The sequence below is a fragment of the Shinella zoogloeoides genome, assembly GCF_030733845.1.
Classification (GTDB): Bacteria; Pseudomonadota; Alphaproteobacteria; order Rhizobiales; family Rhizobiaceae; genus Shinella; species Shinella zoogloeoides_C.
This window is the reverse complement of sequence record NZ_CP132311.1, coordinates 1524080-1540315: the sequence shown is the minus strand read 5'-3', so window position 1 is coordinate 1540315 and position 16236 is coordinate 1524080. Positions and strand designations below refer to the sequence as shown.

Sequence of the window (16236 nt, the reverse complement as noted above, 5' to 3'; positions counted from 1 at the left end):
CTTCGAGGGGGTGCCCCCTGTGAAACATCGTGTTTCACGCCGCAGCGCTTTTCACCTTCCGGCCTCGCCTGCCCTTCGGCGCGTCATCGCCCTTCTCATCACGTTCGATCGGCTTATCGGCTTTAATGACATCTGCCATGATGCCCTTGGCGCGAGCGACAGAAGCTCCGCGGCTGATAGCGTTGGCAAGCTCGTGGTCGACGACGATGGCGTCGGTCTCTTCGCCCTTCAGCTTGGCCTTGATGGCAGCCACATAGACGAGTGCCTTCGGCTGAGGGGCCATGGTCCGCCAGTAGGTCAGCGCCAGTTCAAGCTCTTCGTTCATGGTGTGCTCCGGTTCCAGGGATGATCAGGATCGAGCGGCCGCCCGTTCTCATCGTGCCCCTGCACATAGCCGCGATTGGTGTGCCGCTGGACGGGGCCGTCGTGGCATTCGTTGCAGACAGCCATAATGTTCTCAGGATCGAGGAAGAGCGAAAGGTCGCCCTTGTGGTCCTGCTTGTGATGAGCAACAGGAGCGTTCGGCTCCTTGCCCTTCCCTATCAGCAACTTGCTACAGCCATGCCATTGGCAGGTGTAGTTATCGCGAAGGAAGCCCCTCTTGCGGAGCGACTGCCAAGCTGGATGCTTGTAGAGCGCCTGGTGCTCTGGCCTATAGCGCTTAGGCACCACGCAAGTTCTCGACCTCAAGCCAATGATCATTGATGCGGACCAGCGCTCTGCCGTCGGCCTGGACGGCTTGAGCGTCGACTGTTCCGGCGATACGGTTGATGGGGCAACGAAGGTTCATACCGATCATGTCGATTTCCTATTGATCGTCGCCTTGCGTAGGAGGGCGATGGGTGGGAGGGGGTGACGGCATAGCTATCGACTCTTCCCACTATGTGTCGCAGTTTGTTCCGCAGACAAAACCCTGGGAGGCTCGAGTGGTTGCATCAACAGTGGAGCTGCGGAACATTGCCGGGACCCAGGCCGCCATCGGTTGGGCCGGAAGCCACACGGTTGTCGTTGATCGGCCATGTGGCAAAGCAGGCGGCGCAGGCATCGGATTTAATGGTGCGCAGTTACTCGCATTGGCTATCGGCGGATGCTACTGCAACGACCTTCGATATGTGTCCCACGAGCTCGGCCGCGACATCGATGAGCTTGCCGTCTCCGTCACGATCGAACTTGATGGAGCGCCCTTGGTCGCCACTGGAGCCGTGTTGTCAGTTCGTGTGCAAATGCGGGACGGTGACGATCCAAGTCCCATCATCGAAGAAGCATGGCGGATCTGCACCGTAGCCAACTCTCTTAAGGAGGCATTCCCCGTTGAGATGACCCATTGACGATGTCCTCTCGTCACGTCGTGAAGGCCTAGGGAATGCTTGGATATGTTCCCCTACGGAACTGGCAAGGACATGCCTGCATTCTTCCCAAAAGGAGAGCAGTCATGGCCAAGACCGAAAACCACAAACTCGTAACGCCAACGCCTATCGTTGAGGACCCTCACCCCGGCAGCATCTCTGACGGGACACATCCCTCGGCTAGGGAACATAGACAACCGACGCCGACCAAGGGAAGCGGCGACGCCGAACGTGTGTCTGGCACCGCTGGCAAGCCGGACCTCAGAGAGGGGCAAACACCGGTAAATTCAGAAGCGCCGCGCCATCCCAATAAGGGCGCCTACGGATCGTGAGATGGAGGACCTTACATCGGCGACTACACACGGTTGCCGAAAACCGGCCACCGGACGACAGGCTGGAGCGGGCTCCAAATGACCTTAATTGATTCCTTGCTAACGTCTCGGTAAGCGCGCAAGGTGGTTATTCCAGCAGCCATCATTACGGGCGCTGCTGTTTGAGGGCTTGCTACCCTGGCCCCAAACGAGAGGAGGACGATATGTCTTCCGACTTTGCTATTCGTCAAAATCGATATTTCATTACTACCACAGCTTCGCAGTTCGTTGTTGGCGCAAGCCTACTTATGATCGTCTACATTCTCATGGACGGCTGGCTTTGGTAGGCCTCCGCCTGACAGGCCGAAAAACAGCAGCGCGATTTCGAAGCGCAGCCTACAGGGCGCCGCCGACGGCAGACAACGGAGCTGCGGCGCACGCCCCTCAATCTTGGAACGGACTTGTCATGAGGACTACAGAGACCGAAATCAGTTTTACGCGTCCGTTCCACCTTGAGCCGCTAATCGAACCGCTGGAGGCTGGGACCTATCGACTTATCGTCGATGAAGAACTCATAGCTGGGTTGAGCTTTCCTGCGTACAAGCGTGTGGCCACCCATCTAGAGATACCACGTCTCTCCGATTCTTCGATGGCGCGTCAACGTCTTCAGGTTTCGTACGACGAAATCTACCGAGCTCTCGCCGTCGATGCCAAGCAAGCAACTGGCGACCGTCCCGACCCTTCTCCCTGAAAGGCGGGCCAGGCCCGCTCTATCGAAAGGATGACGCAATGTCTTCCATGATCTGCAACGTAGACTTTAACCCGGCGAGTAATCGCATCCTCAATCAGATGCTTCACAAGGCTGGATACGTTACATCCCGGATGACACCGTTAGCCGGTCCTTTGGCAGAGCAGTCCTGCGGGATTCTTCGGCGCTTCATGGTGGGTGTGCTTGACCACAAAGGGGAATGCCGCCCGGGGCCGATAGCTGGGCAGGGATACGGTCGTCCATAGCCGCCGGCAACGCGAATTAAGCTGCTCATACGAATTGCCTCAACGCGACGGAGGACCGGTTCCGATCCCGCAGGTAGCCGCCCGGGCTCGGCTGCGGCATAAGTCGGCAAGTAACGCCTAGGACATCCCCCTGGCTATCACGAATGGCTTTCCGCCGTCCCGATCTCTTTGCTGCTCGGTCTCTGGCTCGACTTCTTCCCTAATCTCGCGCATCCTAGTTTCCCTGTCAGGGCGCGGGGGTGCTCGTCATGGCTCGGGACTTCGTGATGTGTCTCGTTATCGGTGTCGCCGTATACTGCATCTTGTGGGCCGCGTGGCAGTGGCTTTGAACCGGCTTGAGGAACATTCCCTGCTATTGGTGGTTGCCCCCGAAATGAAGGACACTGATGAGAAAGCTAAGGCAGGTATGAGCCGGTTCGTAGTCACGATCCTGGGCATCGCCCTGCTGATTGCCGCCGTGTATTTCATATTTTGGACACCGGGCGAGACGAACGTCGCACCGACATCCAACGCGATCAATCGCTCCGAATAGCCCCTTGGCATGATTACCCGGCTAAATTCACTTGCTAAAATGAAGCGAACAGTCGCAGAACGTTTGTCGACCGATCAATGAATTGATGCGACGCACTACGTCTTCTGGATGAGCAGAGTCCCGAACCGGGACACACAGTTGTGGTTCTTAACCCAAAGGACCACGAGGCGTTGCGCTCCGCGCTCGGCCTGCCCTACCGTCCTCCCATGTCGAACGAGTCTCAGCGCCGCTCATATGCCGATCGTCTCAGCCGATGGCTCTATCCCGCTGGGGAGGAAATCCTCGTGCTTCTCATCACCGGATTGGCCACTGTGGCCTTCCTGGTGGCTGCCTTCGTGATTGGCTGGTAGGCTCTGCAAAACGCAAATCCAAGCTCTACCAGACGGAACGACGCGCCATCCTGCGAGTTCACAGGCAGGAAGGACATGATAATGAACCACCGTCAGCGCATATACGAAGACTTGGCGTCTTACGTCTCTGTGAATGTCGCCGTGGCGTGCCTGATCGCTCTGGATGTCTGGCTTGCCTGATTTTGGGTAAAGCTTCGCACTCCGCTGGACGCGATTTCCAGCATTGGCCCGGCGAGTATTCCCTTCGAGAGGTCCGGCGGCAGCCATTCGCGTGATTTTCGGAATGTAGCAAGTCGCAGGAATATATTCAACACCCTAACTCGCTTTTGGGAATTTATCCCCAGGCGCCAGGTCGTCTGGATCGAACGACGCGAGCGTCGCGCGGCCGAAGAGTTCCAGCAGCAGTTCGACCTTGCCCTGGTGGGTGATGACCTGCCCCTGAGAATTTCCTCCAGATTGGATTAGAGTTCGGCCCATCGAGGACGGACTTATGAAGAAGCAGCGATTTACGGAAGAGCAGATTATTGGGGTGCTGAAGGAGCAGGAGGCGGGCGTTAAGGCCGCTGATCTTTGCCGCAAGCACGGGATTTCCGAGGCGACCTTTTACAACTGGAAAGCCAAATACGGCGGCATGGAGGTGTCGGAGGCCAAACGTTTGAAGGCGCTTGAAGACGAGAATGCCAAGCTGAAGAAGTTGCTCGCCGAACAAATGCTGGATACAGCCGCACTCCGCGAGCTTCTTTCAAAAAAATGGTAGGGCCTGCCGCCAAGCGCGACGCTGTCGCGCACCTGAAGGCCATCATGGGCCTTTCGGAACGGCGGGCCTGCCAGATCATATCCGCCGACCGAAAGACGATCCGCTATCAATCCTCTCGACCGACTGAGGTCGAATTGCGAACGAAGCTGCGCGATCTGGCCAATGAGCGACGACGGTTCGGCTACCGACGGCTGTTTATTCTGCTTCGGCGAGACGGAGAGGCCTCCGGTGTCAACCGCATCTACCGGCTCTATCGCGAGGAAGGTCTTTCCGTGCGCAAGCGCAAAGCCAGGCGTCGTGCTGTTGGCACGCGTACGCCGATCCTCGTCGAAGCAAAGGCGAATGCCCGCTGGTCACTGGATTTCGTCCACGATCAATTCGCCTGCGGCAGGCGCTTCCGCATCCTCAATGTGGTCGACGATGTTACGCGCGAATGCCTGGCGGCGATCCCGGACACATCGATATCAGGTCGCCGTGTCGCGAGGGAACTGACGACGCTTATCGAGCGACGAGGCAAGCCCGGCATGATTGTTTCAGACAACGGGACCGAACTGACCTCGAATGCCATCCTGGCCTGGTCGAAGGATCACAAGGTCGAGTGGCATTACATCGCGCCGGGAAGGCCAATGCAAAACGGCTATGTCGAGAGTTTCAACTGTTGATTGCCACTGAGAACTGACCCGGCATTTCCACCGAGAATTGACCCGTTTATTAGATGTCGTTCGGGTCGATGGTTGCGGTCAAGCTCTTCCTTTTCTCCTTCGTCATTTTGGGCTCATGAGCCGAACTATTCTTGAAGCGGAAGCTGTCGTTTCCGGTTTCGAGGATGTGGCAATGGTGGGTCAAGCGGTCGAGCAGCGCGGTGGTCATCTTGGCATCGCCGAAGACGCTGGCCCATTCGCTGAAGCTCAGGTTGGTCGTGATGATGACGCTCGTGTGCTCGTAGAGCTTGCTTAACAGATGGAAGAGCAGCGCCCCGCCTGAAGCGCTGAACGGCAGGTAACCGAGTTCGTCGAGGATGACGAGATCGGAGTGTGCCAGGCGGTTGGCGATCTGGCCGGAACGCCCTTGTGCCTTTTCTTGCTCGAGCGCGTTGACCAGCTCCACGGTCGAGAAGAACCGAACCCGCTTGTGATGATGCTCGATAGCCTGGACACCGATCGCTGTGGCGATATGCGTCTTGCCCGTGCCGGGACCGCCGACGAGGACGATGTTGTTGGCGTCGCCGAGGAAGTCGCAGCGATGAAGCTGACGCACCAGCGCCTCGTTGACCTCGCTGCTGGCGAAGTCGAAGCCGTTCAGGTCACGATAGGCTGGAAAGCGTGCCGTCTTGAGCTGGTAGGCGGTCGATCGAACTTCGCGTTCCGCCGTCTCGGCCTTGAGAAGCTGCGACAGGATCGGGATGGCGGCCTCAAACGCTGGCGATCCCTGTTCGGTGAGTTCGCCGACGGCCTGGGCCATGCCGTGCATCTTCAGTTGCCGCAACATGATGACGACAGCGCCACTTGCTGGATTATGACGCATGGCGAGCCTCCGTCTTTCTGAGCGCATCGTAGCGTTCGACATTGGCCTTCGGCTCGTTGGTGAGCGTCAGGGCCTGAGGCGCGTCGATGGTCGGTGGTGTGAAGGATTTGCCGTCGACGAGGCGATGCAGCAGGTTCAGCACGTGCGTCTTCGTGGGGACGCCGGACTTCAGCGCCATGTCGACCGCCGATAGCACGGCCTGTTCGTCGTGCTGGAGAACAAGGGCCAGGATATCGACCATCTCGCGGTCACCACCCGGCTTCTTCAGGAGGTACTGCTGCAAGGCTCGGAACGCATCGGGCAGTTCGGCAAAGGGTGCACCATTGCGAAGAGCGCCCGGCTTGCGTTGCACCACCGCCAGATAATGCCGCCAGTCGTAGATGGTCTGTCCCGGTCGGTCATGAGAGCGATCGATGACCCGGCGATGCTCGCAGACGATCTGGCCCTCCGCGGCGACAACGACACGATCCGGATAGACCCGCAGGCTCACCGGCCGATTGGCGAAGGAGGCAGGAACGCTGTAGCGATTGCGCTCCAGATGAACGAGGCAGGTCGGCGTGACGCGCTTGGTATACTCGACGAAGCCATCGAACGGCCGGGAGACAGGCATCAATGCCAAAGCCTCCTCAGCCCAGATGTCGGCGATGGTGCCGCGCATCTGTCCGTGCGGGGTATTCGCCCACAATTCCTTGCAGCGCTGCTCCAGCCAGACGTTCAACGCTTCCAGCGACGGAAAGCGCGGCGTGGGCTGCCAGAGACGATGACGGGCATCCTGAACGTTCTTCTCGACCTGTCCTTTCTCCCAACCGGACGCCGGATTGCAGAACTCGGGTTCGAACACATAGTGACTGGCCATCGCCATGAAGCGCACGTTGACGTCGCGATCCTTCCCGCGACCAACCTTGTCGATCGCCGTGCGCATATTGTCGTAGATGCCACGGCCAGGAATGCCGCCAAAGACGCGGAAGGCATGGTTGTGGGCATCGAACAGCATCTCGTGCGTCTGGAGGAGATAGGCTCTCACGATGAAGGCGCGGCTGTAGCTCAGCTTCGTATGCGCGACCTGCAGCTTGGTGCGCTCATTGCCGATGATGGCCCAGTCCTCCGACCAATCGAATTGGAACGCTTCGCCCGGTTCGAAGGCCAGAGGCACGAACGTGCCGCGTCCTGTGGTCTGAAGTTCCCTCTGCCTGTCCGCCTTCCACTCTCGGGCAAAGGCTGCAACCCGATTATAAGAGCCCTCATAACCGAGGCCGACCAGATCGGCATGCAGTTGCTTGATCGTCCGCTTCTGCTTGCGGCCCTTCTTCGATTCCGTCTTCATCCATGCCGACAGCCGATCTGCAAACGGATCGAGCTTGCTCGGTCGCTCCGGCACCTTAAACTTCGGCTCCCCGCCATCAAGGCGCAGGTATTTGCGGACCGTGTTCCGCGAAAGGCCAGTCCGGCGACATATCTCTCGGATCGATAGATGCTCTCGAAGATGCCAGCGCCGGATCACGCTCAGTAACGCCATGTCGATCACTCCACAGCCCCCGCTGAAAACTCGCGAGGGACGGTTGAAACATGGGTCAATTCTCAATGGAAATATCGGGCTATGCCGGGTCAGTTCTCAGTGGCAATCAACACCCGTAGTTGACACCAGCGATCCGGCGCGCCTCGGCAGCGGAAATCACACGCGCCCAGTGATGCGGAGCGATGCGGTTTCGTTTCTTCATTTGGAATGCGGCCTCAAGGCCACATTCGATGTCTGACGCGAATTCGCGGACGGTCGGCCATTCGCCGATAAGTTCAGCAATCGTCTTTGGGGCGTTAATCATTTTGTAATCGTACATATCGTACGAACGAAATGCAAGCGTCAATCGTGCGCCTTGTACGACGAAATTGGGGCAGGATGTACGAATGAAAAACGAACCGCGATATCGCCTTCAGGAAGCCCGAGCCAAGGCCGGCTTCAGCAGCCCGAGCGAAGCCGCTCGTGCTTTCCCGCGAGACATAAACAGGAACACGCTTATTAGTCATGAGAACGGCAACCGGCCGATTTCCAGGAAGGCCGCCGAAAAGTACGGCGAGCTGTTTGGGGTCTCCGCCGGCTGGATATTGTTCAACGACGGCGAGGCGACGATGACCGATAGCGCTTTAAGTGAAGTATCATTATCGCGCGTCGGCATGACGGCCGGCCTCGTCGCTGGAAGGGTGGAAGCGGGCACGTTCCGCGAAATAGATGAATTCGACCAGTCCGAACGGATCGAGGTGGCCCTACCTCGCGACGATCTTTTCCCGAACGCTCGACAACTTCTCTTCGACTGCTCGGGCGATAGCATGAACGACTTGAAGCCGCGTCCGATCCTTGAGGGCGATCGGCTCGTCTGCCTCGCCTACGATGACGTGGAGCACCTGGTCGAACTGAAATCCGGCATGGTTGTGGTCGTCGAGCGCACGCGCGACAGTGGGCATTTCCGCGAATGGTCCGTGAAGCAGTTGGAGCTTTACTCCGATCGGACGGAATTCCATCCGCGGTCTACCAATCCGAAGCATAAGCCGATCGTCATCCAGCGGGAGCACGAAGCCGACGACGGCGTGACGGTGCAGGTTATCGGCCTTGTGCGGCGGGTTATGAACGAGATGCCGGGGTTCCAGAGATGAGCAAACCCATACCGCCCCGCGATCCCGCCATCCTCTCCGCCGGAGCTGTAGGGCTCGCCACATCTGCAATAGCAGCTGCCCTTGTCTTCCGCCTTCGACGTATGGGCATCCTAGACGAACAAGGCGAGCGGGAAATCTACGAGCATGCGTTGCTAATGCTTGAGGAAGGCCAAGGCGATGACGACACTGGCGTGTTCGATGCGGCACGGGAATTGATTGAGATTCATCTTCGGCCGGACGGCGATGCGTAAGGGGGCGGCCTTAGCGTCAGCGAACCAGATTGAGCGCCGTATAAAGGCGGCAAGGAGGGTAAATGGCACAAATTAGCACTGAGAAGCTGGCCCTACAGCTAAGTGAGCAGCGCCGATCGGTTGATTTCGACACATTCGATATTCAGCTGCAAGAGTTGCTTCGAATGTTGGGTGATGAGCAAATATCAGTTGCTCCCGTATATCAGCGTCATTTTCGATGGGACCCAGTAAGATGCTCTCAATTGATCGAGTCTCTCGCATTAGGCATTCCTATTCCTAACCTCTTTATGGCGACAAATACCGACAATACTTGGGAAGTGGTGGACGGTGTTCAACGCCTAAGCGCTGTCGCGAAGTTTGCTGGGTCAGAGCAGCTGCGCTCCAAACTGAAGGTCGGCCAGAAGCTGGTCCTTACGGGGCTGGAGAAATTATCGCATTTCAACGATCTCACCTTTGATGATTTCCCCCCTCACCTGCAGCAACACCTCCGAACACGCCCTCTTAAGGTTGTTGTCCTTAACGACAAAAGCGACAAAATTCTTCGAATTGACTTGTTTGAGCGATTGAACACGGGCGGGATTGTACTAACAAAACAGGAAATACGAGATAGCGTTTTCCATGGTCCATTTGCCAGTATGCTGGAGGAATTGGCGGCTACCGCAGAATGCCACACCGCAGTGAGGCTAACAGCAAAGCAGGATATGGATGGAACGCGCGAAGAATGTGTCCTGAGGTTCTTCGCATTCCTAGATCGATATCAGAAATTCGATCATAGCGTTGAAGATTTCCTCGACGGGTACATGCGGGACGCCAGCGAGAATTTTACCGGCCCCCACCTGCTGTCACGCAAGTCTGAGTTCATGAGTGTATTCAGCGCGCTCGCTACAGTTTTCCCGGGCGGAATATTGCGGCCAGGGAGAAAGGGGACAACACCTCTGAACCTTTTTGAAGGGGTGGCTGTGGGGGCGGCGCTTGCAATGCGTCAGGCTGGAACAATTAACAACATCCAAACCGAAGTTTGGATGGCATCGCCTGAGCTTCGCAAGGCAACAACTGGAGCTACAAACACCAGGTCTGCAGTAAGGGAGCGTATTGAGTTCTGCAGGGATCGTTTTTTGGGTCTGCCGTATGTTCCAGTCGCTAATCTCTGAGGTTTCTGCAAGGTTCGAAGTAGCGGACGCGTATTTTTCGGAAACAAAACCGTTCAAAGGACAGGTTGGGGCAACAGCCAAAGGTCATATGTTTGTGGAGGCGTACTCAATTTATGAGTTTACAGTCCGAAGTTCTGTACGGCTCGCAATTGATGCCGTTAACTCTCGAAGATATCGGGTAAGTGACCTCACGCCGACGCTGCTATCACTCTACCTAGACCCTGAACTTCGATCCGTGCGCGATGTGGGGTCCAAAGGGGTCTGGGGAGCGAGGCAAAAGCTGTTCGCAAAAGCGTCCGCGAAGACACCTGCAGAGATAGCGTTGGACACCAACATCCCCGATGATGGTTCGCATTTCCGATATAGCCACCTGCAGACTATAGCTGCAGTCTTCAATATACGCCGCCGTCTCGTGCGCGACCTGCAGCACATCTCCCGGATCAATGAGGTCGTTGACCATCGAAATCAAATTGCCCACGGGCGGGATACTGCGGCAAACATCGGTCGCAGGTACACACACGCGGACGTCCGAAAAATGCTCCGTCAGATGAGAAGCGTCTGCAATTGCGTTGCCTCGCAGTTCGATCACTACTGCAGCACTCCGACACTTCACATCAAGCGCTGAGCGGATTCTCGCTCTGGCATGGTTCTTTAGCTCCCTTCATTAGCCCGCCCCTTCCGGCGGACTTTCTAGTGGGCGTCAGGCCGCGAATGAACGCCTGCCGCAGGCATCAAACTCCCTGCACGTCACGCCAATCTCCGCAATCAGCCAGGGCTTCGGTTCATTGCACATCCTCGACACGCCCTCCCCGTCGATGAAGTTCATTACCGGCAGAATGCAAAAATCCTCATCATCGCCGACCGGGCCAAGCCGCGCGATCTTGAAGCTGTAGCCAGGGAACCGGTTGCCCAAATAGGCCTCCATCCTCTCCTTGGACGCAAATATCGCCGCCCGGCGCTCGTACGGCGGCACAATGATGAATTCCAGGACGTCTTGCTCAATAGCCACAGCTGTATCCTCCTTCGATGCCGACGAGCTGCGCGATAACGCCGCCACACGGCCGGCAATTGAACTTCAGATCGCCGAGAAAGGCGCTCTCGATTAGCTCGTCGGCATCGCGAGGAATGCCCTCGCCCACCGGCAAGCGAATGTCTCTCGTGCTCTCCCGCATGCAGTTGTCGCACCGCAAGTGAAGTGTAAACGGCGCTGTCGCCGCAGGAACCGCCAAGCCCATTTCGTTCTCCTTTCGTTCCTATTGAAAGCAGAACATGCGCGGTGAGTCGAATCGATTCTCGGCCGAATGTGGAAATATTTTTTCGGCCCCACATCGTACAAAACGTACTTGACTCGCAAAACTTGGTGTGCGTACATAATGTACTAAATCCGCAACCGGAGCCGTTATGAACGTACTGACCACCATGGCCAAACTCTTGGCCGCACTCCTCGTTCGTCGCGGCTGCGCAGGACGTCGACGTGCCATTTACCGACGCCGCATCAACGCTAGTCAACGCCCCCGCATACGCAAGCACACGAGAGGAGGAGGCCTGATGCGTCAGTCGTCCGCCTCGGCATCAATCTCCTCGAATTTTGCGAGGAGATCGTCGTGAATTCGTTGGGAGCCCTCAACCCAGGCAAGAACCTTCTCGCGCGCCGCGCTAACGTTTGGCCCGCCCTTGTAAAGTTCCGCAGGAACGGCAGCGGCTGCAAACCTTCTGTGCGCCTCATAGAACGGGTAGATCGCACCGCTTACGAACTCTTCGAGCATCTCGGCAGTGGCCTTCTCGTCGTGCACAATATCGAGATATTTCCCGATGAGCTCGCCAACTTCGTTCAGAGCCTGATCTATCTGTTCGTAGTTCCGATCAAACGCCATGCCCATCTGACAAAGTCGCCGTATCGCTTCGCCGCGAGAGCGGATGCGGTTCTCGTGCATCCAATCATCGAGTTCTTGAAGTTCGGACGGCGACATGACCAGCGGAACACGCTGATCTTTCAATTCGCCCTCGGTCTTTTTGGGTCTGGCCATGGGAGAGTTATACACCTCTGATTAAGTTGCGCAAGAAAACGATTGACGGGATATCACACAGAGGTTAACGTTTTCTTGCGCAACTTAATCATTTAACGATTTACGGAGCGCAGCATGGAGAAGGAACCGAAAGAGGAACGCGTCCCGATGGTCATGGAGGCGAGTTTGCTCCAGCGAATCGAGGCGTACCGTTTCGGCAAACGCATCGGGAGCCGGTCGGAAGCGATCCGCCAGCTTATAAAGGTCGGACTGGAAAAGGAAATGCCGGCACCGGCCGGAGAGTGAGCAGCAGGCGGGGAAGAAGTTTGGCGACCGATCCCCGCCGCTGCTGAGATCCACATCGACACATAGGATGTCAAAAATGGACAAGCAGTCCAATAGCACAACTGTGCCCGAAATTTCAACGCTGATCATGGGGACCGATCGGCCCGAGATCCGGCACCGGCTCAGCGTGGAGGAAGTACAGAAACTCTCCATGAAGGAACTGCGCGCGCTGATGGCGATGTTTGTCACCGTCAGCGAAGTTGCCCTCGGGCTCCTCAACCAGGAGCGATTTGCCGGCAAAACCTACGGCTACAATGCCGCCGGCCAGATCGGCGACGGCCTACTCGACCATTTCAACGATTGCATCGCCATGGTCGAACAGGTTGCCAAGGATGCAAGGCCGCGCACCGCGGAAGACGCAGAGGACCGCGCGTGGCTGCTGATCCAGCGCGCCGCGGAATATTCTGAAGACCTTCCCCGGTTTGTCGCAGCGTCCGCGCAGCTCAGCGTCACCGTCTTGGATTTGGAGGGCGCTCGATGAAACCCTTTGTCTTTGACCCGACGCTCCCGGTTCTTCCGATGGACAACCCGGCCGAGCTGGAAAGCCTGACCAAGCTCATCAACGAGCATATCGAAATCGAAGCGCGATTCTCGGCGCTTCTATGCAAGCACGACGACGACACCGTGGCGTTCAAGAATGCCGGCGGGGACGCGCTGTCGCAGAAGGGAAACGACGGATACTTCGAGATTGCCAGCCACCCGGCAACCTCAATCAACACGATCTTGCTCAAGGCGCGATACCTCGCCGCGCGGAAGGCTTCCGGCGATCTCAGCTTTGAGCAAGCAGTGGAGTTCGTCGCCTCCTTCATCGATCTGGCTCCGGCCATGGCGCCGGCTGAGGACCCGCTTCTGGTGGCGATCACCGCCTATCGGAAAGCAGTCGTCGCGCTTAACGATCTGGAAATCGGCGAAGACGTGAGCCTCGCCGAGGAGAACGCCCTCATTGATGCGGTCTACGGCAAGGAAAAAGACTTGCTGATCGAGGCGGCACCGACAGTCACCAGCGTTGCCGGCGTCCGTGAAGCAATCCGTCTTGCGTTCGACGAGGATGCTATCCACGACATGGTCGCTGAGGGCGCCCTTCGTGCCGCGTTGGCCTATCTGGATGGGAGGGCATCGGCATGACCGAACTTTCCCTCACCGCGACCATCTACCGCTATCGGGCGGAGATGTTCACACAGCTCGCCAATCAAAGGGAGGCGGAAGAGCGCGGCACCGACACAGAATTTCCCGTCACCTATTGGCCGCTCATCGAGAAGATCGAAAAATGGGATCGGCCGGCGGTCGACCTGTGCGAGGCCATCGACGCGCTGAAGCTCGCCATCGAGGACTACGAGGCCGGCGACACGCCGCGCATTCCCGCAATGATGAAGGCAGCGCTCGGGTGGCTCGATGCCGAGTACAAGCGGAGGACAAGCCTATGAGCTCCAACCTGTTCCCCTCTCTTTCTGTGACGGTCGACGAGGAAAAGCTGTCACTCTCCGATCTCTTTTATGCGCTGCACGATCTGCACCACCTGACCGAATGCATGGTCTTTCATATGGCCGAGATGGATTTCGGCACCGGCGAGGTACGCAACCACGAACTCGACCGCGCCTATGCCCTCGCCAAGATCGTCTCCGGCCAAGTCGCAATGCTGGCGGTTCTGGCCGAGCCTCTGGACCGGCCGGGGTTCATGAAGAGGGCGGCGGAATGAGAAGCCTCGCCATCGAAAACTTCCGCCGTTCCGAACTGGAGCGGTGGATCCACGACGCAATCGACCTTCTCGACGCCATGGATGATGACTTCGACCTCGAAGACGACGAGATCGAGGACGTCCGCGTGTACGCGCCGGCATACAAACTCATGGCAGGGGAGAACGGCCGATGAGCGTTTCGCCCGAAGCCTCACCGGCGCCGGCGGGCGAGCCGATTGAAACGTTGCTCCGCCTGAGGGACGTCATGAAAGTGACCACGCTCGGCTCGACGACCATCTATCGCAAGATGGATGCCGGCGAATTCCCGCGGCCGCTTAACCTCGGCGGCAACGTCGTTCGGTGGAAAATGTCGGACGTGCAGAGGTGGATCAGCGCTTTGCCGATCCACCACCCCGAATAGGTTTACCTCCGCTTCAGTATCTTCACTGGCCCCTTCAGCAAGTCCACCGCTGGCGGGGCTTCCTTCATGAGGAGATCTGCCCACTCCTGCGCCAAAGCAATTCGGCGCTGCAGATAGAGGGCTCGGTTGTACGCGGTTTCGACCTTGTCCTTCGGGACATGGGCCAGCATGAAGTCGATGATGGCGCGATCGGCGGGGAACCGCTCGTTCATGATCGTCGAGAAGCTGGACCGGAAGCCGTGCGGCACATGCTTGGAGTGATAGCCGGCGCGGTTCAGCAAATAACCCATGGCGTTCTCGCTCATCGGCTTGTGCGCGTGCCTGGCGTTCGGGAAGACGAAAGGCCCCTTTCCTGTGATAGACCGAACTGCGGCAATAACCTCGACGGCCTGGCGCGAGAGTGGCACGAGATGGTCGCGCGCCTCGTCGTTCTTGTGCTCTAGTTTCACCTTCATCCGTTCGGCAGGTACACGCCAGATCGGTTCCTTCTCATCCAAGTCGTTGAATTCCGACCAGGGCGTCGTCGCCAGCGTGCCAGGACGCACCGCAGTAAGCGCCAGGAGGCGAACGGCGAGCTTCGTTACTCCGTAGGCGGGAACGCCCTCGGTCTGCCTTAGCATCCCCTGTACGCCTTCCAGATCGATCACTGCGGGCTGCTTGCCCTTTTTCAAGGGCGCCATTGCCTTGGTAACGATGGCTGCAGGGTCGTGATCAGCGCGGCCCGACGCGATGCCATAGACGAACACAGCGGATATTCGCTGCCGGAGACGGCGGGCGGTCTCCTTTGCTTCCCGGTTCTCGGTCATTCGCAGGACGCCGAGCACGGTAGCGGGTGTTATTTCGGCGGGTATCAGGTCGCCGAGGTGAGGAAAGACGTCGCGCTCCAGAGAATTTAGAACGTCGTCGGCGTGGCGCTCAACCCAGCGAGGTTTTTGCAAGGCATGCCATTCGCGGGCGAGTTCTTCGAAAGTGGCCTTGCCGCTTCGGCCGCCGGTCAGTTTCTGGATTTTCTTGACGACGCCAGGATCTTTCCCGGCGCGCTGATGGGACTTGGCGGTGTCACGAGCTGCACGTGCATCCTGAAGGCTGACGAGCGGGTATTTACCAAGCGTGAGGAGCTTTTCTACCCCCTCGACTTTGTAGCGGTAGCGCCACAATTTTCCTCCCGAAGGCGTCACGAAGAGGTGCAGGCCGTTGCCGTCGACAAGGCGATACGCCTTCTCAGCTGGCTTGGCCTTCTTGATTTGAGCGTCCGTCAGCATCGCTTTTCCAAAATACCCGCTTTCCCGTTTCCCGATACCCGCTCGCATACCCCCTTTTTGGCGGGTATCGGCGGGCATAATGGGAAAGGCATGGAAACGTCGGTCCAACCGCAACGCCTGAAAAATAGGACGTTTGGACACGATAGGGAAGAGATGGAAGCCGAAATTGGCGGAAGAGGTGGGATTCGAACCCACGGTACGGTCTCCCGCACGCCGGTTTTCAAGACCGGTTCCTTAAACCACTCGGACACTCTTCCGCTGGCAAGGGAGCAATCTTTTCCCGGTTTCGGAAAAGCCGCGCGGCCTGGTTGCGCCCGTTCGCCGCTCCTTCAAGCGAAGCGGCTTTTTAGCAGTTTTGCCCATTCCGTCAACGTGCGGCGCGACACCGGAAGAAAGCTTTTAAAGCCAAGCCCTTGTTTTGGACACAATGGCCTCCTATATCACCGTCATCGGCATTGCTTGAGAGCGCTGGAAAGCGTCTGCCGCTCGCAATTGCCGTCATCGCCTGATGCTTTTGACCACGGATGTACTGGCACGGGTGAACAGGTGATGAATGAGGAAGGTCGGTGCGTTTTCGCCCCGGCCTTTTTTGTTGCCCGGAACAATGGGGCCACCCGCCGCTTTCGGTTTTCTCATGAAGAGGAG

The 16236-nt window shown here is 57.8% G+C and carries 24 protein-coding genes, 1 tRNA gene and 1 pseudogene; 15 read left to right on the top strand and 11 right to left on the bottom strand.

What is annotated here, in order from left to right:
- Positions 1–34 precede the first annotated feature (34 nt).
- The 3 genes from Q9316_RS08715 to Q9316_RS08705 form a co-directional block, all read right to left on the bottom strand.
- Positions 35–325, bottom strand: coding sequence for a hypothetical protein (locus Q9316_RS08715; protein WP_306034782.1), 291 nt, complete (start codon positions 323–325; stop codon positions 35–37).
- Positions 322–549, bottom strand: coding sequence for a hypothetical protein (locus Q9316_RS08710; protein WP_306034781.1), 228 nt, complete (start codon positions 547–549; stop codon positions 322–324). The genes Q9316_RS08715 and Q9316_RS08710 overlap by 4 nt, the downstream gene beginning before the upstream one ends.
- A gap of 112 nt (positions 550–661) precedes the next feature.
- Positions 662–799 (bottom strand): hypothetical protein, encoded by a 138-nt coding sequence (locus Q9316_RS08705; protein WP_306034780.1) that lies wholly within the window; start codon positions 797–799, stop codon positions 662–664.
- A 127-nt stretch (positions 800–926) separates the two neighbouring features.
- Between Q9316_RS08705 and Q9316_RS08700 the strand changes: the two genes are divergently transcribed.
- The 4 genes and pseudogenes from Q9316_RS08700 to Q9316_RS08680 form a co-directional block, all read left to right on the top strand.
- The gene (locus tag Q9316_RS08700; protein WP_306034779.1) at positions 927–1328 is read left to right on the top strand and encodes an OsmC family protein; all 402 of its coding nucleotides are present in this window, start codon (positions 927–929) and stop codon (positions 1326–1328) included.
- Positions 1329–3044: 1716 nt separating this feature from the next.
- Positions 3045–3203 (top strand): hypothetical protein, encoded by a 159-nt coding sequence (locus tag Q9316_RS08690; protein WP_306034777.1) that lies wholly within the window; start codon positions 3045–3047, stop codon positions 3201–3203.
- Between the two features lie 140 nt (positions 3204–3343).
- Positions 3344–3553 (top strand): hypothetical protein, encoded by a 210-nt coding sequence (locus Q9316_RS08685; RefSeq protein ID WP_306034776.1) that lies wholly within the window; start codon positions 3344–3346, stop codon positions 3551–3553.
- Between the two features lie 490 nt (positions 3554–4043).
- Positions 4044–4966, top strand: a pseudogene (locus Q9316_RS08680) (IS3 family transposase); the annotation flags it as partial.
- Between the two features lie 55 nt (positions 4967–5021).
- On the opposite strand, the gene istB reads toward Q9316_RS08680, so the two are convergent.
- The 3 genes from istB to Q9316_RS08665 all read right to left on the bottom strand — a co-directional run bounded on the left by istB (position 5022) and on the right by Q9316_RS08665 (position 7696).
- Positions 5022–5834 carry an IS21-like element helper ATPase IstB gene (gene istB / locus Q9316_RS08675; protein WP_306031938.1) on the bottom strand — a complete coding sequence of 271 codons (813 nt, stop codon included), beginning with the start codon at positions 5832–5834 and terminating at the stop codon, positions 5022–5024.
- Entirely contained in the window at positions 5824–7350 is a 1527-nt protein-coding gene (gene istA / locus Q9316_RS08670; protein WP_306035252.1) for an IS21 family transposase, read from the bottom strand. Before istA ends, istB begins: the two co-directional genes overlap by 11 nt.
- A 106-nt stretch (positions 7351–7456) precedes the next feature.
- Positions 7457–7696, bottom strand: coding sequence for a hypothetical protein (locus Q9316_RS08665; protein WP_306034775.1), 240 nt, complete (start codon positions 7694–7696; stop codon positions 7457–7459).
- Positions 7697–7736: 40 nt separating this feature from the next.
- Here Q9316_RS08665 and Q9316_RS08660 point away from each other — a divergent pair, with 40 nt between their 5' ends.
- From Q9316_RS08660 to Q9316_RS25660, 4 genes are all read left to right on the top strand, one after another.
- A complete protein-coding gene (locus Q9316_RS08660; RefSeq protein ID WP_306034774.1) occupies positions 7737–8480 on the top strand; it encodes a LexA family protein in 744 nt (247 codons plus the stop codon).
- A complete protein-coding gene (locus Q9316_RS08655) occupies positions 8477–8731 on the top strand; it encodes a hypothetical protein (RefSeq protein ID WP_306034773.1) in 255 nt (84 codons plus the stop codon). Before Q9316_RS08660 ends, Q9316_RS08655 begins: the two co-directional genes overlap by 4 nt.
- Before the next feature lie 62 nt (positions 8732–8793).
- A complete protein-coding gene (locus Q9316_RS08650; protein WP_306034772.1) occupies positions 8794–9882 on the top strand; it encodes a DUF262 domain-containing protein in 1089 nt (362 codons plus the stop codon).
- On the top strand, positions 9860–10507 hold the full coding sequence (locus Q9316_RS25660; RefSeq protein ID WP_371877974.1) for an MAE_28990/MAE_18760 family HEPN-like nuclease: 648 nt from the start codon (positions 9860–9862) through the stop codon (positions 10505–10507). Before Q9316_RS08650 ends, Q9316_RS25660 begins: the two co-directional genes overlap by 23 nt.
- A gap of 75 nt (positions 10508–10582) precedes the next feature.
- On the opposite strand, the gene Q9316_RS08645 is transcribed toward Q9316_RS25660, so the two are convergent.
- The 3 genes from Q9316_RS08645 to Q9316_RS08635 form a co-directional block, all read right to left on the bottom strand.
- On the bottom strand, positions 10583–10891 hold the full coding sequence (locus Q9316_RS08645) for a hypothetical protein (protein ID WP_306034771.1): 309 nt from the start codon (positions 10889–10891) through the stop codon (positions 10583–10585).
- Positions 10881–11054 carry a hypothetical protein gene (locus Q9316_RS08640; protein ID WP_306034770.1) on the bottom strand — a complete coding sequence of 58 codons (174 nt, stop codon included), beginning with the start codon at positions 11052–11054 and terminating at the stop codon, positions 10881–10883. Before Q9316_RS08640 ends, Q9316_RS08645 begins: the two co-directional genes overlap by 11 nt.
- Positions 11055–11435: 381 nt before the next feature.
- Positions 11436–11909: a hypothetical protein gene (locus Q9316_RS08635; protein WP_306034769.1), complete on the bottom strand. Its 474-nt coding sequence runs from the start codon at positions 11907–11909 to the stop codon at positions 11436–11438.
- A 114-nt stretch (positions 11910–12023) separates the two neighbouring features.
- Here Q9316_RS08635 and Q9316_RS08630 point away from each other — a divergent pair, with 114 nt between their 5' ends.
- From Q9316_RS08630 to Q9316_RS08600, 7 genes are all read left to right on the top strand, one after another.
- Entirely contained in the window at positions 12024–12194 is a 171-nt protein-coding gene (locus tag Q9316_RS08630; RefSeq protein ID WP_306034768.1) for a hypothetical protein, read from the top strand.
- Positions 12195–12270: 76 nt separating this feature from the next.
- Entirely contained in the window at positions 12271–12714 is a 444-nt protein-coding gene (locus tag Q9316_RS08625; protein ID WP_306034767.1) for a hypothetical protein, read from the top strand.
- Complete coding sequence (locus Q9316_RS08620) at positions 12711–13358, top strand: hypothetical protein (RefSeq protein WP_306035391.1); 648 nt, start codon at positions 12711–12713, stop codon at positions 13356–13358. The genes Q9316_RS08625 and Q9316_RS08620 overlap by 4 nt, the downstream gene beginning before the upstream one ends.
- Positions 13355–13657 (top strand): hypothetical protein, encoded by a 303-nt coding sequence (locus Q9316_RS08615; protein WP_306034766.1) that lies wholly within the window; start codon positions 13355–13357, stop codon positions 13655–13657. Before Q9316_RS08620 ends, Q9316_RS08615 begins: the two co-directional genes overlap by 4 nt.
- Positions 13654–13929 carry a hypothetical protein gene (locus tag Q9316_RS08610; RefSeq protein ID WP_306034765.1) on the top strand — a complete coding sequence of 92 codons (276 nt, stop codon included), beginning with the start codon at positions 13654–13656 and terminating at the stop codon, positions 13927–13929. Before Q9316_RS08615 ends, Q9316_RS08610 begins: the two co-directional genes overlap by 4 nt.
- The gene (locus Q9316_RS08605; protein ID WP_306034764.1) at positions 13926–14102 is read left to right on the top strand and encodes a hypothetical protein; all 177 of its coding nucleotides are present in this window, start codon (positions 13926–13928) and stop codon (positions 14100–14102) included. The genes Q9316_RS08610 and Q9316_RS08605 overlap by 4 nt, the downstream gene beginning before the upstream one ends.
- A complete protein-coding gene (locus Q9316_RS08600; RefSeq protein WP_306034763.1) occupies positions 14099–14329 on the top strand; it encodes a helix-turn-helix transcriptional regulator in 231 nt (76 codons plus the stop codon). The genes Q9316_RS08605 and Q9316_RS08600 overlap by 4 nt, the downstream gene beginning before the upstream one ends.
- Positions 14330–14331: 2 nt before the next feature.
- Here Q9316_RS08600 and Q9316_RS08595 read toward each other — a convergent pair whose 3' ends face one another.
- Both Q9316_RS08595 and Q9316_RS08590 read right to left on the bottom strand, forming a co-directional pair.
- Entirely contained in the window at positions 14332–15786 is a 1455-nt protein-coding gene (locus tag Q9316_RS08595) for a tyrosine-type recombinase/integrase (protein WP_306034762.1), read from the bottom strand.
- Positions 15759–15848, bottom strand: a tRNA-Ser gene (locus Q9316_RS08590). Before Q9316_RS08590 ends, Q9316_RS08595 begins: the two co-directional genes overlap by 28 nt.
- Between the last annotated feature and the right edge of the window lie 388 nt (positions 15849–16236).

Coding starts and splice junctions, on each gene's coding strand:
- Q9316_RS08620 (WP_306035391.1), top strand. CDS start 12,711: ATGAAACCCTTTGTCTTTGACCCGACGCTCCCGGTTCTTCCGATGGAC.
- Q9316_RS08625 (WP_306034767.1), top strand. CDS start 12,271: ATGGACAAGCAGTCCAATAGCACAACTGTGCCCGAAATTTCAACGCTG.
- Q9316_RS08630 (WP_306034768.1), top strand. CDS start 12,024: ATGGAGAAGGAACCGAAAGAGGAACGCGTCCCGATGGTCATGGAGGCG.
- istA (WP_306035252.1), bottom strand. CDS start 7,350: ATGGCGTTACTGAGCGTGATCCGGCGCTGGCATCTTCGAGAGCATCTA.
- Q9316_RS08715 (WP_306034782.1), bottom strand. CDS start 325: ATGAACGAAGAGCTTGAACTGGCGCTGACCTACTGGCGGACCATGGCC.
- Q9316_RS08610 (WP_306034765.1), top strand. CDS start 13,654: ATGAGCTCCAACCTGTTCCCCTCTCTTTCTGTGACGGTCGACGAGGAA.
- Q9316_RS08690 (WP_306034777.1), top strand. CDS start 3,045: ATGAAGGACACTGATGAGAAAGCTAAGGCAGGTATGAGCCGGTTCGTA.
- istB (WP_306031938.1), bottom strand. CDS start 5,834: ATGCGTCATAATCCAGCAAGTGGCGCTGTCGTCATCATGTTGCGGCAA.
- Q9316_RS08705 (WP_306034780.1), bottom strand. CDS start 799: ATGATCGGTATGAACCTTCGTTGCCCCATCAACCGTATCGCCGGAACA.
- Q9316_RS08650 (WP_306034772.1), top strand. CDS start 8,794: ATGGCACAAATTAGCACTGAGAAGCTGGCCCTACAGCTAAGTGAGCAG.
- Q9316_RS25660 (WP_371877974.1), top strand. CDS start 9,860: ATGTTCCAGTCGCTAATCTCTGAGGTTTCTGCAAGGTTCGAAGTAGCG.
- Q9316_RS08635 (WP_306034769.1), bottom strand. CDS start 11,909: ATGGCCAGACCCAAAAAGACCGAGGGCGAATTGAAAGATCAGCGTGTT.
- Q9316_RS08660 (WP_306034774.1), top strand. CDS start 7,737: ATGAAAAACGAACCGCGATATCGCCTTCAGGAAGCCCGAGCCAAGGCC.
- Q9316_RS08640 (WP_306034770.1), bottom strand. CDS start 11,054: ATGCGGGAGAGCACGAGAGACATTCGCTTGCCGGTGGGCGAGGGCATT.
- Q9316_RS08600 (WP_306034763.1), top strand. CDS start 14,099: ATGAGCGTTTCGCCCGAAGCCTCACCGGCGCCGGCGGGCGAGCCGATT.
- Q9316_RS08605 (WP_306034764.1), top strand. CDS start 13,926: ATGAGAAGCCTCGCCATCGAAAACTTCCGCCGTTCCGAACTGGAGCGG.
- Q9316_RS08615 (WP_306034766.1), top strand. CDS start 13,355: ATGACCGAACTTTCCCTCACCGCGACCATCTACCGCTATCGGGCGGAG.
- Q9316_RS08655 (WP_306034773.1), top strand. CDS start 8,477: ATGAGCAAACCCATACCGCCCCGCGATCCCGCCATCCTCTCCGCCGGA.